Source organism: Parabacteroides gordonii MS-1 = DSM 23371 (assembly GCF_000969825.1).
Taxonomy (GTDB): Bacteria; Bacteroidota; Bacteroidia; order Bacteroidales; family Tannerellaceae; genus Parabacteroides; species Parabacteroides gordonii.
The window spans coordinates 605,381-622,020 of sequence record NZ_KQ033919.1; the positions used below are offsets into that span (position 1 = coordinate 605,381).

Genomic DNA, 16,640 nt, shown 5'->3' on the forward strand with positions numbered 1-16,640 from the left:
ATGGCAAAAGAAGAAAATTTATTTGAAGAAGGAAAAACACCGGACGCAAAAGCAGCAGACGGTAAGCCGGCAGTAAATGCCGACAAGTTGAAAGCGCTTCGCGCCGCAATGGATAAGATTGAAAAGAACTACGGAAAAGGTTCTATCATGAAGCTGGGTGACGAAAGCATTGAGAACATTGAAGTAATCCCTACCGGATCTATCGCCCTGAATGCTGCATTAGGTGTTGGCGGTTATCCCAAAGGACGTGTAATTGAAATATACGGGCCGGAATCATCCGGTAAGACGACGCTGGCAATCCATGCAATCGCTGAAGCACAGAAAAAAGGCGGTATCGCCGCTTTTATCGATGCGGAACATGCTTTCGACCGTTTCTATGCTGAAAAGTTAGGTGTGGATGTAGAAAACCTCTGGATCTCTCAACCGGACAATGGTGAGCAAGCGTTGGAAATTGCGGAACAGCTGATCCGTTCTTCTGCGGTAGACATTATCGTGATCGACTCTGTTGCCGCCCTGACACCGAAAGCTGAAATTGAAGGTGATATGGGTGACAGCAAAATGGGTCTGCAAGCTCGTTTGATGTCTCAGGCTTTGCGTAAGCTGACCGGAACGATCAATAAGACGAACACGACTTGTATCTTTATCAACCAGTTGCGTGATAAGATCGGTGTTATGTTCGGAAACCCGGAAACGACTACTGGTGGTAACGCGCTGAAGTTCTATGCTTCCGTACGTTTGGATATCCGTAAGATCGGAACGTTGAAAGACGGAGACGAAATGAAAGGTAACCAGGTTCGCGTGAAAGTGGTGAAAAATAAAGTGGCACCACCTTTCCGCAAGGCTGAGTTCGACATCATGTTTGGCGAAGGTATCTCTAAAGCAGGTGAAATTGTCGACTTGGGAGCAGAACTGAACATCATCAAGAAAAGCGGTTCATGGTACAGCTACAATGAAACAAAGCTGGGACAAGGACGTGATGCTGCCAAACAGCTGATTAATGACAACCCGGAATTGGCTGAAGAGCTGTCGGGTCTGATATTTGAAGCTTTAAAAGCATAATATTCTTACATATAATTTTATGTAGTATGTAACGTGTGACGAAGACCTTTTCCCGGTCTTCGTCACACTTCATATAAACCATAGATATCGGGGATTTACTATTTTCTAACCTTATAATATGACTAACAAAGACAAATATCGCCAACTTTGTAGTAAGGAAACAAGCCTGCCTCTGTTTTCGAGGGATTGGTGGTTGGATGCTGCTTGCGGCGAAACCTTATGGGATGTCTTGCTGGTTGAAGAAAAAGAGAAAATACAGGCCTCATTTCCAATCTATATTCCGCACCGGGGGATTATTTCAATGCCCCCTTTCACCCAGACGATGGGCCCGTGGTTTGCCCCGGAAGCTCAGGATGCCAAATATACCCGGACGTTGGGAAGACACCAGGCTATCTGCAAGGAGTTTACAAACGCTCTGAAAAAATATCCTCATTTCCTGCAACATTTCAACTACCGGATAACAGACTGGTTACCGTTTTACTGGGAAGGATATAAACAGACAACCCGCTATACTTACCTGCTGAAGAATATCAAAGACGAGCAAGTTGTATGGGAAAATATGAGTTCTAATATCCGCCGGAACATCACAAAAGCAAAAGAAAAGTATAACATCACTGTAAAGAAAGGCATCCCTGTCGATGACTTCCTGAGAGTTCAGGCTCTGACATTTAAACGCCAGCAATTACCGGCTCCTAAAGAGCTTGAGATACTGAAGAATATCATAGTCGCCTGCCGGCAACGCAACCAGGGGGATCTTTGGGGAGCTTATGATGACAAGGGGAATCTGCACGCCGTGGCTTTTATCGCCTGGCAGGAAAGTTCCGCTTATTACCTGGCCGGAGGAGGTGATCCCGAATTACGGGCATCGGGTGCACATAGCCTTATTTTATGGGAAGGCATCCGTTTTACCGCCCAATATACAGACCTATTCGACTTCGAAGGCTCGATGATTCCTGGTGTTGAACGCTTTTTTCGTGAATTCGGGGCAATTCAAACCCCTTTCTTCACAATAACCAAAGGAAATCTAAGTTTATTATATAAAGCCTGGCTAAAGTTAACGAAATGGAAATGAACGATCGCACTTTACATTATATAATACGTTTCCTTCTGGGGGAAGATATCTCCGGGAGGGTGATTGCCGCTATCGGATACACGGCAAACAGGAAATTGTATGACCGCTACAGTATAGTGATCGTTCCGTCCGGTTTCTTCAACAATCATATATACGGAACGCCGGCTTCCCTACCTAAACTGCCGTTGCAGGAAATAGAAGGGACTCCTCTCCTGTTCGGGACTCCTCAAATAGAACAGGTAGGCGATACGATGGTCATTCACGCTGACATCGTTGCAAGCACATACTTTCTCATTACCCGTTACGAAGAAATTATCCAACGGAACGAACGGGATGAGCACGGGCGTTTTCCCGGAAAACAATCTTTACCTTACCGGGCAGGATTTCTTCACCGGCCAATCGTCGACGAATACAGGCTTTTATTACGCAGTTGGTTGCAACGGTACGGGCTTCGGGTGCCTGACATAAAAAAACAGATACAACATATTTATCTGACACACGATCTGGATGCACCGACTCTTTACCGTTCCTGGAAAGGTTTCATCCGTTCCCTCAAAGACGGAAGAGGGTTAAGTAAATCCATCCGGGGAAAATGCGGCCCGGTCGAAAACGATCCGTATTACACATTCCCCTGGATGTTTCAACAGAATAAAATACTTCAGGATCAGGTGGGGAAAGAGATATGCAAATCTATCCTTTTCGTCCGTAGCGGAGGTAAATGCAAACAGGATAAACCTCACTACAGCTTACGCAACAAGGATATATGCCAACTGATACAAACGGTTCTATCCAATGGTATGACCATAGGGTTACACAGTAGTTACCAGGCAGGCATCACTCCCACCCTTATCGGGAAAGAGAAAACAATACTGGAAGAAAATGTGGGTAAGAGCATACGCTGCAACCGGCATCATTTCCTGGCCAGCCGTGAACCGGAGGATATGACGCAACTGGAAGCGGCTGGAATTACAGACGATTTTACAATGGGATACGCAGATATAGCCGGTTTCAGGTTAGGAACCAGTTATCCGGTACGATGGATCAACCCCGTCAACCGCCGTTTATCTTCTATCTGGCTCCATCCATTGACATTGATGGAATGCTCTTTGGAAGAAAAAAAATATATGGGATTAAATCAGGATGAAGCTTTCACCTACAGTATGAATTTAGTCGAGCAGGTGAAAAATGCCGGTGGAGAGTTAACCCTTCTGTGGCATAATACCAGTGCACAGGAAAACACAGATAGTTATTTAAGAAAGCTTTACAGCCATTTATTAAACGAACTCGCAAGAAAATGAAAATTGTTACTATTGTCGGTGCCAGGCCTCAATTCGTAAAGGCGGCTATGGTAAGCCGGGCGATTCTGGAACATAATAAAAATAACACTTCTCCTATTGAAGAGCTTCTTCTTCACACAGGACAGCATTACGATGCCAATATGAGCGACATCTTTTTCAATAGTATGGGTATTCCTCAACCGGCCTGGCAGCTGCAATGCGGAAACGGGACACATGGGGAAATGACCGGCCACATGCTTATTGAGATCGAAAAGATATTACTCGATACACTTCCTGACTATGTGCTGGTATATGGTGATACCAATTCTACATTAGCCGGAGCGTTGGCTGCGTCTAAACTTCATATACCGGTCATCCATGTGGAAGCGGGTTTACGCAGTTTCAACAAACAGATGCCGGAAGAGATCAACCGTATTTTAACGGATCATATGGCAACTTTGCTTTGCTGTCCGACTTTTGCGGCCGTTAAGCATCTGGCAAATGAAAATATACAGCAAGGCGTGCATCATGTCGGTGATGTGATGTATGATGCAGCCCTGTTGTTCGGTAAGCTGGCTGATAAGTCATCGCAGATACTATCCCAGCAACATCTTAACAGTAAACAATTCAGGCTTTGTACCGTTCATCGGGCTGAAAATACAGATAACAGGGAACGCATATCCGAGATAATCGACGCATTGACAGAGATTTCGTCTCCGTCTTTCCCAACTATCCTTCCCCTGCATCCCCGTACACGGAATTGCCTGGAAAAATATAAAATGCTTTCCCCACTGGAAAAGCAGGAAAGTATCAGCATCATTCCACCGATCAGCTTTTTAGATATGGTGATGCTGGAGAAACATGCCGCCACAATCCTGACAGACTCAGGCGGCGTACAGAAAGAAGCTTATTTCCATCATACTCCCTGTATTACTTTACGGGATGAAACAGAATGGGTGGAGACTGTCGAAGCCGGATGGAACCAGATCGCCGGATATAAAAAACAGGATATTCTGCATTGTCTGGAGAACGAACCTGCCCGGATAGAAATCCCGGAATACGGAACCGGCAATGCTTCAGATAAAATCATTGGTTTGTTATGAAGAAAGTACTAATCATCTGCGACCTTTTTCCGCCAGCTTTTGGCCCGCGTATGGGGTACTTATGTAAGTATCTTAAGCTTCATGGTTGGAAACCGGTCATTCTGACGGAAGCCGTCGATGAGAAAACATTTACTTTTCTCGCTGGAAAAGACCGGGTTACTTATGTTAATTACTATACGGCAAAGAATCCGGTTGTAAAAAAACTCCAGTGGATCAGTACGCTTTTACTCGATCTTTGTTTCGGTTATAAAGACATCCGCATGTATAATGCGGCCCGGAAGCTGGTTAAAGAAAATAAGTTTGACCTGATATTATGTAGTAGTTTCCGAACTTTCCCATTACCGGCTGCACAAAAGGTTGCCGAGAAATATAAACTGCCTCTAGTGGTTGATTTAAGGGATGTTATTGAACAGTATACAGGTGATGAATTTATTTCTCATGCATTACCTTCGTTTTGCGGATTTAACAAACTGTTTGTTTCGATCTTTAAGCGGAAGAGCCTTCGTGACAGGAACCGGGTATTGGAAAAGGCCGGTTATGTAACAACTATTTCCCCCTGGCATGTGGCTGTTTTAAAACAATATAATCCGAAAGTAGAACTGATCTACAATGGTTTCGATCCGGAATTGTTTTATCCGGAACAAAAAACGACCGATCAATTTATCATTACTTATACGGGCAGGTTACTCAGCACCGCAATGCGCGATCCCAGCCTGTTGTTGGATGCATTGGCGACCCTATCTGCAGAGAAGTTTTTTACAGAAAAAGATTGCCGGGTCTATTGGTATGTAGATGAAGCTTCCCGGAAAATCATCACTGAAGAAGCTAAAAAATATGGAGTCTTATCATATATGGATTTCAAAGGATACGTACCGGCATCCGAGATCCCATCCATATTAAATAATAGTTCTGTCCTATTGCTACTGACCAACAGGGCTGAAGGAACCGGACCTAAAGGGATCATGACCACGAAGTTCTTTGAATCGCTGGCTGTAGAGAAACCGATACTTTGTGTCCGAAGCGACGAAAGCCATCTGGCAGCGGCTATCCATGATACCAATGCCGGGCTTGCAGCAACCAATACAAAAGAGGTTTGCCGTTTCCTGAAATCTTATTATAAAGAATGGAAAGAGAAAGGGTATACATCTTCGCCGATAGACAAAAGTAAGTTACTTCGTTTTTCGCGCGAAGAGCAGGCAAAACAATTCATACATATATTCGAAAAGATAAAAACTCATGGATAAATATATCAATATAGTTGCATTCAATATTCCCTGGCCGGCCAATTATGGCGGAGTGATCGATGTTTATTATAAAATGTTGGCTCTACACAGATGTGGTGTAAAGATCATCCTGCACTGTTTTGAATATGAACGTCCCCGCTCCAAAGAACTGGAAGCTTTATGCGAAAAGGTTTACTATTATAAGCGAAAGACCGGATTATTGGCGAATGTTACTTTATTGCCATACAATGTATTCAGCAGGAAAGATCCGGAGCTGCTGAAAAATCTTTTGCAGAATGATTATCCTATATTATTTGACGGCCTACATTCCTGCTACTATATAAATCACCCGCAATTGCAGGGACGGATGAAGATATACAGAGAAAGTAATATCGAACATGACTATTACCGTCACTTAGCCAAAGCGGAAACCAATCTGATCAAGAAGTATTTTTTTCTGGTAGAAGCCTGGCGCTTCGAACGATATCAGGATATATTAAAACATGCAGACCTGATGATTGTTGTTTCTGTTACCGATACAGATTATCTGCGTAAAATATTCCCTGATAAGAAAGTGGAATATATGCCGAGCTTCCACATCAATGATCAGATATCAGTAAAAACGGGATCGTCTGATTTCGTTTTGTATCATGGGAAATTATCTGTAACGGAGAATTCACAGGCGGCTTTGTTCCTGATAAAGAATGTATTCTGTAAGCTGGATTGTCCTTGTATCATCGCCGGAATGAACCCGCCATCCGCTCTACTGGAAGCGGCGGCTCCCTATTCCAACATCACAATAGAAGCAAACCCATCCGACGAACGTATGGATTACCTGACTCACGAAGCTCAGATCCACATGCTGATTACATTCCAGGACACAGGCTTAAAACTTAAATTACTGAACAGTCTCTTTGGCGGCAGATATACAATCGTAAACCAGAAAATGGTTACAGGCAGCGGATTGGATCCTTTGTGCCATATAGCCAACACTCCGGAAGAAATGATAAAGACCTGTAACAGTTTAATGAAGCAGCCTATGACCCAGGAGTTAATTGAGAAAAGAAAAGAATTTCTGTTCCCTACTTATTCCAACCATCAACAAGGGGAACGACTTTATAAAATGATCTATGAAAAAGCATGACTTATCACATATTGCCCGTTCGTTATCAGCACGTTTGCAGGAAATTGACTATGATCAACTTCCTATCAGCGACTATAACAAACAGTATATAAGCAATCTGAAGCCGGCGATGGATTATTATATGAAGATCTATAGTGCCTGCCTGTCAAAAGGCTTCAATATCATTAATTGTTCTCCTGAAAATGCAATTTTGGTTGACTACGGAGGAGGAAGCGGATTTCTCAGCATCCTCGCCAAATCAACCGGAGTCGGCAAAGTTATTTATCTTGATCTTAATCCTAAATCGGTAGAAACGATTCAGGTATTAAAGAAAGAGACAGGCATTGGGCCGGATATTATCTTACACGGTAATTCAGATACGCTTGCCGGCTGGTGCAATAAAAATAACGTTCAACCGGATTTATTAATTGCTACAGATTTGATTGAACATGTTTATGATCTGGAAGTTTTCTTCAGAGATCTTTTCGGTCTGAACCGGAAAATACAAATGATCTTCACCACCGCTTCCACTCCCTTCAATCCGTATGTAAAACGTCGTTTACATAAATTGATGGATAGTAGTGAGACAGGAACAGTTGAAATCCCTAACTATTATACCTTAAGGAAAACATATATCGAAAAGAACTATCCGCATCTTGCCACTGATGAAATAGAGAAATGGACTCTTCAAACCCGTGGGCTCATCTATCCGGATATAGACAAAGCGATCAAAACCAATAAACTACCGATATTAAAAGACAAACATAATACCTGTGATCCGGCAAGCGGAAACTGGACGGAACGGATTCTTCCAATCAATGATTATCATTCATTGATAAGTCCTTACAATTACTCTTTGAAAGTTGATAAAGGTTTTTATAATTCGGACAGAAGAAGCGTAGTCAGTTCGATTATATGTAAAAGTATAAACCTACTGATCCGCCTGTCAGGCAAAGTTGGTTTTCTGATCGCTCCTTTCATTTTCTTGTCCTGCATCAAACAACGCCCTGAGAGCTGATTGAATATACGGACGTTGAAGATCGTAAGGTTTCAGTACGCGATCATTCCATTGCAACAAATCGATATCCATAAGAATATTTTCTTTTTGTTTATCTTCAGGCGCACGCCCCAGTTTTTTTTCTATCTGCTTGAATATAGCTATTAACTGATCCGGCTCTTCCGAAGTAAAAGCAATAGCCACCTGATTCAAAAAAAGAGAAGGATTGCGCATATCCATTGGTTCGGTATAGACCGCCTCAGAAAAGTATATTGAAACAAAATGATCACGCAAAAGCTGATCTGCCAACTCTATATTCCTTTCTTTATCCCGATTTGAACCGAGACATAATATCACTTTATTCAACATACTTGTTTTACTACTTCCGGTAATCTTCCTTTTTTGAATTACAAAGCTATAAAAAAATAACAAATTATATTACGCACCGCGTTGAATACCTATTTTTAGGTATTGGTTATACAAGCTTTTACTTTTACCTTTGCACAAGAATTTAAGAAGATGAGATTATCAGAGCTTCACACAGGCGAAAAAGGTGTTATTGTTAAGGTAATGGGACGCGGAGCTTTCCGCAAACGCATTATCGAGATGGGATTTATCAGAGGTAAAGAGGTGGACGTTATACAAAATGCCCCACTTAAAGACCCTATTCATTATCGGGTAATGGGTTATGATGTTTCATTACGCCGCAACGATGCCGCAATGATAGAAGTGATCAGTGCAGCTGAATATGCCAAAGTGCAGGCCTCGCAGGAAATAGAAAAACGTCCTGCAGATTCTTATATTTCTCCTTCCACCGAAGATTTACGGGCAATCGCCATCAATAAAGGAAAAACAATCAATGTGGCATTGGTTGGTAACCCGAATTGTGGAAAAACATCCTTGTTCAACTTTGCTTCCGGAGCTCATGAGCATGTAGGCAACTACAGCGGGGTTACGGTTGATGCCAAAGAAGGTACATTCCAACAGGATGGCTATACTTTCCGGATTGTAGACTTACCCGGAACCTATTCTTTATCAGCATATACACCGGAAGAACTGTACGTTCGTAAACATCTTAGCGAGGAACAGCCGGATGTAGTCATCAACGTTATAGATGCATCCAACCTGGAAAGAAATTTATATCTGACTTGCCAGCTTATCGATATGGATGTCCGTTCTGTCATTGCTTTGAATATGTACGATGAACTGGAGCGGCAAGGCAATAAATTTGATTACGATTCTTTATCACGCATGATCGGAACTCCGATCGTTCCCACGGTAAGTAGAAGTGGTTTCGGTATCGAAGATCTTTTTAAGCGGGTCATCAAAGTTTATGAAGAAGAAGATCCGGTAATCCGGCATATCCATATAAACTATGGAGAGGTGTTGGAAAAAGGTATTACAAACGTTCGCAAAGCGATTAAGGAGAATGCAAATATCGCAAAGAGTCTTTCAAAACGTTACCTCTCCATCAAGTTACTGGAAGGTGATCCTGAGATTGAAAATTTCATAGAAACATTGCCGTGTGCTGAAATAATCCTTCAGGAACGTGATCGCAATGTGACTCAAATCGAAGAGTTATTACTCGAAGACTGCGAAACGGCATTCACAAATGCGCGCTATGGATTTATATCCGGAGCCCTACGGGAAACGTTCGAACAAAACAAAATAAAAGAAGCTACCAGTACCCAGATCATCGACTTGTTTGTCACTCATAAAGTACTGGGCTTCCCCATCTTCATCTTATTTATGTGGATAATGTTCGAAGCAACATTCCGCTTGGGAGAGTATCCGATGGGGTGGATTGAAGATTTAGTGGGCTTAATTGGTAATTTCGTTCGTTCACACATGAGTGAAGGCCCCTTAAAGGATCTTTTGGTAGACGGTATCATTGGCGGAGTCGGTGGTGTAATCGTTTTCTTGCCTAATATCCTCATATTATATCTGTTTATTTCTTTTATGGAAGATTCCGGATATATGGCACGTGCGGCTTTTATCATGGATAAGATCATGCACAAAATGGGACTTCATGGAAAATCATTCATTCCATTGGTAATGGGATTCGGTTGTAATGTGCCGGCGATTATGGCGTCTCGTACAATCGAAAGCCGTAATAGCCGGATGATTACGATGCTGGTTAATCCGCTGATGAGTTGTAGTGCCCGTCTGCCGGTATATGTTTTATTGACCGCAGCTTTTTTCCCGAATAATGCAAGTTTCGTGTTGCTTGCACTATATGTAACCGGAATTATCCTGGCTGTTATTATGGCCCGGCTGTTCAAACGTTTTCTGTTCAATGAAGAAGATGTTCCGTTTGTAATGGAGCTTCCTCCCTATCGCATGCCTACTGCTAAAGCGATCATGATCCACATGTGGGAGAAAGCGAAACAGTATCTTCACAAAATGGGAGGTGTCATCTTAGTTGCTTCTATTATTATCTGGTTCCTGGGATATTTTCCTCGTAACACAGAAATAGGAGATGTATTCGATAAGCAAATAGCGGAAGTGGAGAATGCAGAACTGGATTCTGCAGAAAAGACTGATACTGTTGCAGAACTGGAACGTCTGAAGAATATGGAACACCAAAAGAGTTCTTATATCGGAATGATTGGCCAGACAATACAACCCGTACTCAATCCGTTGGGATTTGACTGGAAAATGAGTGTAAGTCTACTCACGGGTATGGCGGCAAAAGAAGTTGTTGTAAGTACGCTTAGCGTATTATACACGGGCGAAGAAGAAGATAGCCAGACTTTATCCGAACGCCTGAAACAAGATCTGGATGCTGAGGGCAATCCGGTATTTACTCCACTTATCGCCTTGAGCCTGATGCTTTTCGTTCTCATTTACTTCCCTTGTATAGCTACAATATCGGCTATCGTGAATGAATCTGGTTCATGGAAATGGGGTATATTTGTAGTTATTTATACGTGTGTGCTGGCTTGGGGAGTTTCGTTTGTGGTTTATCAGACAGGGAGCTTGGTTATTAATTTGATAAATTAGGAGGATTCTTTATGTGGCAGGAAATAGCTATTATTATCATAGGTATTACCACCGTTCTGTATGCAGGATGGAAAATTTATAAGAGATGTATTGATCTACCCAAATCCAATGTATCTTGTATTGGGTGTAAAGGATGTTTACTAAAAAATCAAAAACACAATGCAAACCATTCGTTTAAATAATAAAGAATATTATTGTTCAAGTTGATTATTTACAATATCTTCGTATTGGAAAATGCATAATCTATTTGAAGCCAAGGATAGAGTAATAAAATATTTTATGAAAAACACATTATTTAAACTGGTCTGCAATAGCATGATCTATTTATTCATATTTACAGGCTGTGGTGATCAAGAGAAAGATTTGCCACCTAAACTATTACGAAGTAGTACAAATGCTTATTTCTATATACAAAACAATAACGATGCGATAAAAAGAGTTCATTCCATCATGTATAATGATACTACACAAGAGTATGAGCGATTTAAAATTGTTCATATTTCAGACTCACATTTGTCCTCCATATCTACAAGCAACAACTATATATATCCTGAGAACTTAATAGAATCTGTAAAATTCGCAAATCAATCTCAATTAAAAATCAATGCAATAGTGGCCACAGGAGACTTTATTTCCAATGAGAAAAAAGGAAATGCCATTCTTTTTCTTAAATCATTCATGAAATATTACTCAGCAAACAATAACGTCCCATCTTTTCTATGTACAGGCAACCATGACTCAAACATAATAAAGCAATTTCCAAACGATTTTTTAAGTAGAAAGGAAATAAACAGCATTTTGTTCAAAAATCACACTGGTCGAAATTATTATTACGCAGACGTTAAAAATCCGCAAGGAGGATTTTTTCGTTTTATTTCTTTAGATATGTTAGATCAACCGTCAAACGAATACAATACAATGTTTTATGCTTATTTTTCCCAAGAACAAATAGACTGGCTCGGGAATATTGCTTTAAAAGAAAATATGACAGATAAGCATAACATTATTATATTGGAACATTACCCTTTTCAAAAATATTCACCGGATGCTAAAACCTACTTATGCGACGGCGACTTTGTACACCCATGGAATATGATACCGGAGATCATTGAAGCTTATCGAAGCCGCACAACAGTAAAAAAATCATTCAAAAACAAAATATCTGCAGGAAAAGATATTCATGTTGATTTCAATTTTACTACTACTAAAGGCGAATTTGTCTGCTATTTAGGAGGACATGATCATTGTACTGCACATTTCAACATTAAAGAACTTGAAAACCGAAACCATAATTTATTACCTCAAAAAATGATTCTATGCACCAATCAAGCTCCTAGTGAAGCCGGAAGAGTATACAATCGGGTAATACGCGAAGAAAACAGCCTGACAAGCAATAGTTTCTGTATATATGCGATCGATACCCAAGAAAGAAATATTTATATGACATTCTTTGGAGCATATCAACCAAGTGACAAAACTGATTATTCAGATATACAATGTATTCCCTATTAAAAAAGAGAACTAAAACCATTGTGCGCTTTTAGCTAAACCGCTCTCTACTAGAAAGAGACTGAATAGTCATACTCTTTTCCGAAATAAATAGTATCTTTGTTCATTCTCTTACATATCAAACCGTAAACAACAATGAATAGTACAATACGAATCTGTTTTATCGTTTCTTCTCTATGCAACGAAGGGCCTGTAAATGTTATGTATAATATTATCCAATATATGGATTTTTCAAAATTTGAAGTATCTATTATTACATTGATTCCTGAAAAAGAGAATACCCGTATCAATGATTTTAGAAAATTACCAATTGCCATTTATCAAATCACAGACGAACATGCTGTTGGAATAAGAAAAATGTTCAACACTCTAAAAGCAATGGTTATAAAGATTGACCCTCATATAATACATACTCATTGCCCTAGATCACTCTATCTATCGTATTTCTTACCCAAAAAGTATAAATGCGCCTACACTATTCATATTTATCCAGGTTTACAGCAGGAAATATTATATGGTAAATTAAAAGGATGCATTGTTAATATGCTAAATCATTATTTTACTCATAGAGTAGATTTGCCTATTGCTTGCGCTGACAGCATAAGCGAACTATATAAAAAAAATAAACACAGGGAAATAATGAGTATCCCCAATGGCTGTTCATTGCCCGTATGGGAAAACAATAATGAACAAAAAAAGGTAATACGAAATAATTTAGGATTGAAAGACAATATTAAATATTTCATTTTCATAGGCCGTTTTTCATTTGAGAAAAATCCTCAGATTTTGGTAGAAGCCTTTCATCAACTAAAAGATCCTGAGATAGGTCTGATCATGTTAGGAAACGGTCCGCTATGGGAAGACTTACGCAAATATGAAAATGAGAATATTGTTTTCCCCGGATTTAAAACGAATGTATACGATTATTTAATTGCATCTGATTATTACATATCGGCATCTGATGTTGAAGGACTAGCCAATACTCTATTGGAAAGTATGACAATCGGTCTCCCCTTGTTATTGTCGGATATACCATCCCACAACGAGATTCTATCTAAAATGAATCAAACCGTTGGGTTCATATTTGACAATAAAAATCCAGAAGACTTAAAAATCAAAATAAATAAGATCATTCAATCTGTAGATATAAACAGTGCTAGTTCTGAAATTAAATGTATATTTGAAAAATTGTATACAGCAAAAAAAATGTCACAAAGTTATCAAACAGCATACAGTCGTTTGTATCTAAAAAAAAGTAATTAAATATGACCAAGTTTTTAATAACAGGAGGAAGTGGATTCATCGGAACACACCTTGTATCCTCCTTATTACAAGAAGAGGATATAACACTGTTAAATATTGACAAACAAGCTCCTAAAATTAAAGAGCATGAATCAGTATGGAAAAAAGTTGACATCTGTGATAAGGAACAAGTAATAAAAGTTATAACAGAATATCAACCTAATAAAGTCATTCATTTAGCAGCACGAACTGATTTAAATGGGAAAAGTCTGGATGATTATAATGCAAATATTATTGGTGTAAACAATTTACTTAGTGCATTAGAGCTCATTACTTCTGTCCAGCAAGTCATCTTTACATCATCAATGTATGTTTGCCGCCCCGGATATAAACCTTCAAACTTTGAAGACTACTCTCCACATACTATATATGGTAAGAGTAAAGTTATTACAGAAAAGATTATAAAAGATAAAAATCCATCAACTTACACTTGGTCCATCATTCGACCTACATCAATATGGGGACCTTATTTTGGAGAACCTTATAATAAGTTTTTCAAAATTGTGCTCTCCCATTCTTATTTTCACATGGGGGAAAGAGCATGCAAGAAAACTTATGGCTATATAGATAATACTATATACCAAATACGATCCATAATCAGCGCTGATAAAGAAAGTGTAAACAAAAAAGTTTATTATCTCGGAGATTATGAACCTTACGACATTACAGAGTGGGCAAATGAAATAGCCCAAATAGCAGGAATAAAAATTCCTAAGATTCCATTTTGTCTATTTTATATTGCAGGAAAGTTTGGAGATATTCTAAAGAAGATGGGTATTGTATTCCCTATGACTAGTTTTAGATTAAAAAATATGACAACAGATAATATTCATAATTTGGAGCTTATTCGACAAATAGCTCCAGTATTACCAGTTAATCGTATAAATGGGAGTAAAACTACCATTGAATGGATTAAAAATAACAAATAAGATTTTAAATGAAAGTTTCAATAATAACTACTTGTTTTAATAGAGAAAAAACAATCAGAGACTCTATAGAGAGTGTTTTATCACAAGATTATCAGAATATAGAATATATTCTGATAGATGGAGCATCAACTGATAAATCAGTTGAAATTATAAACGAATATAAAGAAAAGATAGCAACATTCGTTTCTGAGCCAGACAAAGGAATGTATGAAGCAATCAATAAAGGGATCCGATCAGCAACAGGAGATATTGTGGGACTATTGCATTCCGATGATATTTTATACGCATCAAACACAATATCTCATATCGTCAAACGTTTTGAAGAAACAGATTCCGAACTAGTTTATGGCAATGGACTATTTGTTGATTGTAAAAATATTAATAAAATCACACGTCAATGGATTAGTGGGAAATACAATAAAAATAAAGTAAAAAAAGGATGGTTGCCATTACATCCAACCGTATACATGCGAAAATGTTGTTTTGCACAAATAGGATATTATGATGAAAGTTTCAAAATTGCAGCTGACTCCGATTTTCTTGTTCGATGTCTCTATAAAAGTAATTTCAAAATATCATATCTCGATGAGTATATCGTTCGCATGCGAATGGGAGGAGCTTCTACAAGCTTTAATAAAACAATAATAAAATGGAAAGAAGATATGAGAATGTATAAAAATAATGGATTTAACCCATATATCTCTTTACCATTGAAAGTTTTATCAAAAATACCTCAATTTATACATGCAAAATCAAAATTAAGAAAATGAATCGCGTATTACAAGAATTTATAAATAACACATTCTTCAAATATCTGATATTTACCCTCATATTCGGGTTATTGCTCTATGGAACAATCGGATTTGACGGGATAGATGAAATATGTGCACTCATGTTAATTGTATTTTTTGGATATGTCATTTTTAAAACGGAAGGTTGGTACGTAAATAAATCCTTCCTTGTTATTTCAGCCATTTTTATTTTCTACCTATGTTACTCATTTTATATTGGTAGCAATACAAAAAAAGCAATTATCTCAGATTTCATTATTCAGTTTAAACCCTATCTAGCATTTTTTGCGGTTTATTACTTAAAACCCAGGTTTTCAAACAATCAAAAATCAATACTCAGAATTATTTGTTTTATCTTTTGGCTTATACTACTCTTTTTGGGTGTTTTATCCGTATTTATCCCCCGCATAATAGATGCTTTGATGTTCCATGTCGCTTTCTTTGCTGCTTCGGTTATAGCTGTCTCGTTCTTATTTTATTACTGTAGAGGTAATACTAAAAAAGACAGGCTTATATTCATACTAATGCTTTCCGTAGGTCTATTTTCAACCCGTTCCAAGTTCTATGGTTTCTATTTGCTTGCACTTATACTGACTCTTTATTCTCCATATATCAAGAACTTGAAAATTAATGCAAAAACAATTATCGCTTTTTTACTCATTGTAGCAGGTCTTGTTTTAGTAGGATGGCAAAAATTAGATTTATATTTTGCAATTAGCGGTGATGCTGAAGATGTTGAAACTGGATTATTAGCCAGAATGATGTTATACGTTACATCTTTGGATGTTCTTGTTGATTATTTCCCTTTTGGTTCAGGCTTTGCAAGTTTTGCATCTTATTCGTCCGGAGTTTATTATTCCCCTTTATATGCTAAATACGGTATAGATAAGATTTGGGGTATGAATAGTGTTGATTATAGCTATATTGCTGATACTTATTACCCCTGTTTAGCCCAGTTCGGAGTAGTTGGTATCTTATTGTTTATATATTTCTTTTTCTTCGTAGCCCATAAAACTTACCAAATATTTAAGTTAAATCAAAATCCTAAGAATTTAGTGATTGCACTTCTCATCACAGGATATTTTCTCATTGAAAGTATTGCCGATGCCACATTTACCGGTCATAGAGGCTTTTTCATGATGATAATACTTGGTCTACTATTCTCTGATCGAGATGAGAAACAAAATAAAGTCTCTACTTTTTGAAAAAAAAGAGCAAAATTCACTATTGGTTTTGCTCTTTTACTATCACT

14 protein-coding genes are annotated in these 16,640 nt (G+C 38.7%); 13 read left to right on the forward strand and 1 reads right to left on the reverse strand.

The annotated features are described in order from the left end of the window. The 7 genes from recA (at position 1) to HMPREF1536_RS02415 (ending at position 7,875) form a co-directional block, all read left to right on the forward strand. Complete coding sequence (gene recA, locus HMPREF1536_RS02385; RefSeq protein ID WP_028728548.1) at positions 1 to 1,059, forward strand: recombinase RecA; 1,059 nt, start codon at positions 1 to 3, stop codon at positions 1,057 to 1,059. Between the two features lie 118 nt (positions 1,060 to 1,177). Continuing rightward, complete coding sequence (locus HMPREF1536_RS02390; RefSeq protein ID WP_028728549.1) at positions 1,178 to 2,131, forward strand: GNAT family N-acetyltransferase; 954 nt, start codon at positions 1,178 to 1,180, stop codon at positions 2,129 to 2,131. Further along, complete coding sequence (locus HMPREF1536_RS02395; protein WP_028728550.1) at positions 2,128 to 3,429, forward strand: UDP-2,3-diacetamido-2,3-dideoxy-alpha-D-glucuronate deacetylase VimE; 1,302 nt, start codon at positions 2,128 to 2,130, stop codon at positions 3,427 to 3,429. Before HMPREF1536_RS02390 ends, HMPREF1536_RS02395 begins: the two co-directional genes overlap by 4 nt. Beyond that, positions 3,426 to 4,511 carry a non-hydrolyzing UDP-N-acetylglucosamine 2-epimerase gene (gene wecB / locus HMPREF1536_RS02400; protein WP_028728551.1) on the forward strand — a complete coding sequence of 362 codons (1,086 nt, stop codon included), beginning with the start codon at positions 3,426 to 3,428 and terminating at the stop codon, positions 4,509 to 4,511. The genes HMPREF1536_RS02395 and wecB overlap by 4 nt, the downstream gene beginning before the upstream one ends. Continuing rightward, the gene (locus tag HMPREF1536_RS02405) at positions 4,508 to 5,755 is read left to right on the forward strand and encodes a glycosyltransferase (RefSeq protein ID WP_028728552.1); all 1,248 of its coding nucleotides are present in this window, start codon (positions 4,508 to 4,510) and stop codon (positions 5,753 to 5,755) included. The genes wecB and HMPREF1536_RS02405 overlap by 4 nt, the downstream gene beginning before the upstream one ends. Beyond that, on the forward strand, positions 5,748 to 6,878 hold the full coding sequence (locus HMPREF1536_RS02410) for a glycosyltransferase (protein ID WP_028728553.1): 1,131 nt from the start codon (positions 5,748 to 5,750) through the stop codon (positions 6,876 to 6,878). The genes HMPREF1536_RS02405 and HMPREF1536_RS02410 overlap by 8 nt, the downstream gene beginning before the upstream one ends. Beyond that, positions 6,865 to 7,875 carry a class I SAM-dependent methyltransferase gene (locus tag HMPREF1536_RS02415; RefSeq protein WP_028728554.1) on the forward strand — a complete coding sequence of 337 codons (1,011 nt, stop codon included), beginning with the start codon at positions 6,865 to 6,867 and terminating at the stop codon, positions 7,873 to 7,875. Before HMPREF1536_RS02410 ends, HMPREF1536_RS02415 begins: the two co-directional genes overlap by 14 nt. On the opposite strand, the gene HMPREF1536_RS26950 is transcribed toward HMPREF1536_RS02415, so the two are convergent. Continuing rightward, entirely contained in the window at positions 7,804 to 8,223 is a 420-nt protein-coding gene (locus HMPREF1536_RS26950; RefSeq protein ID WP_046148857.1) for a 2-amino-4-hydroxy-6-hydroxymethyldihydropteridine diphosphokinase, read from the reverse strand. The genes HMPREF1536_RS02415 and HMPREF1536_RS26950 overlap by 72 nt on opposite strands. 150 nt (positions 8,224 to 8,373) lie before the next feature. Here HMPREF1536_RS26950 and feoB point away from each other — a divergent pair, with 150 nt between their 5' ends. The 6 genes from feoB to HMPREF1536_RS02445 all read left to right on the forward strand — a co-directional run bounded on the left by feoB (position 8,374) and on the right by HMPREF1536_RS02445 (position 16,593). Continuing rightward, complete coding sequence (gene feoB, locus HMPREF1536_RS02420; protein ID WP_028728555.1) at positions 8,374 to 10,857, forward strand: ferrous iron transport protein B; 2,484 nt, start codon at positions 8,374 to 8,376, stop codon at positions 10,855 to 10,857. A gap of 279 nt (positions 10,858 to 11,136) precedes the next feature. Beyond that, positions 11,137 to 12,369, forward strand: a complete 1,233-nt coding sequence (locus tag HMPREF1536_RS02425) for a metallophosphoesterase family protein (protein ID WP_028728556.1) — start codon at positions 11,137 to 11,139, stop codon at positions 12,367 to 12,369. Between the two features lie 132 nt (positions 12,370 to 12,501). Continuing rightward, entirely contained in the window at positions 12,502 to 13,629 is a 1,128-nt protein-coding gene (locus tag HMPREF1536_RS02430; RefSeq protein ID WP_028728557.1) for a glycosyltransferase, read from the forward strand. Positions 13,630 to 13,631: 2 nt separating this feature from the next. Beyond that, positions 13,632 to 14,597: an NAD-dependent epimerase/dehydratase family protein gene (locus HMPREF1536_RS02435; protein WP_028728558.1), complete on the forward strand. Its 966-nt coding sequence runs from the start codon at positions 13,632 to 13,634 to the stop codon at positions 14,595 to 14,597. Between the two features lie 8 nt (positions 14,598 to 14,605). Next, positions 14,606 to 15,367 (forward strand): glycosyltransferase family 2 protein, encoded by a 762-nt coding sequence (locus tag HMPREF1536_RS02440; RefSeq protein ID WP_028728559.1) that lies wholly within the window; start codon positions 14,606 to 14,608, stop codon positions 15,365 to 15,367. Beyond that, positions 15,364 to 16,593, forward strand: a complete 1,230-nt coding sequence (locus HMPREF1536_RS02445; RefSeq protein ID WP_044192670.1) for a hypothetical protein — start codon at positions 15,364 to 15,366, stop codon at positions 16,591 to 16,593. Before HMPREF1536_RS02440 ends, HMPREF1536_RS02445 begins: the two co-directional genes overlap by 4 nt. Positions 16,594 to 16,640: the final 47 nt, after the last annotated feature.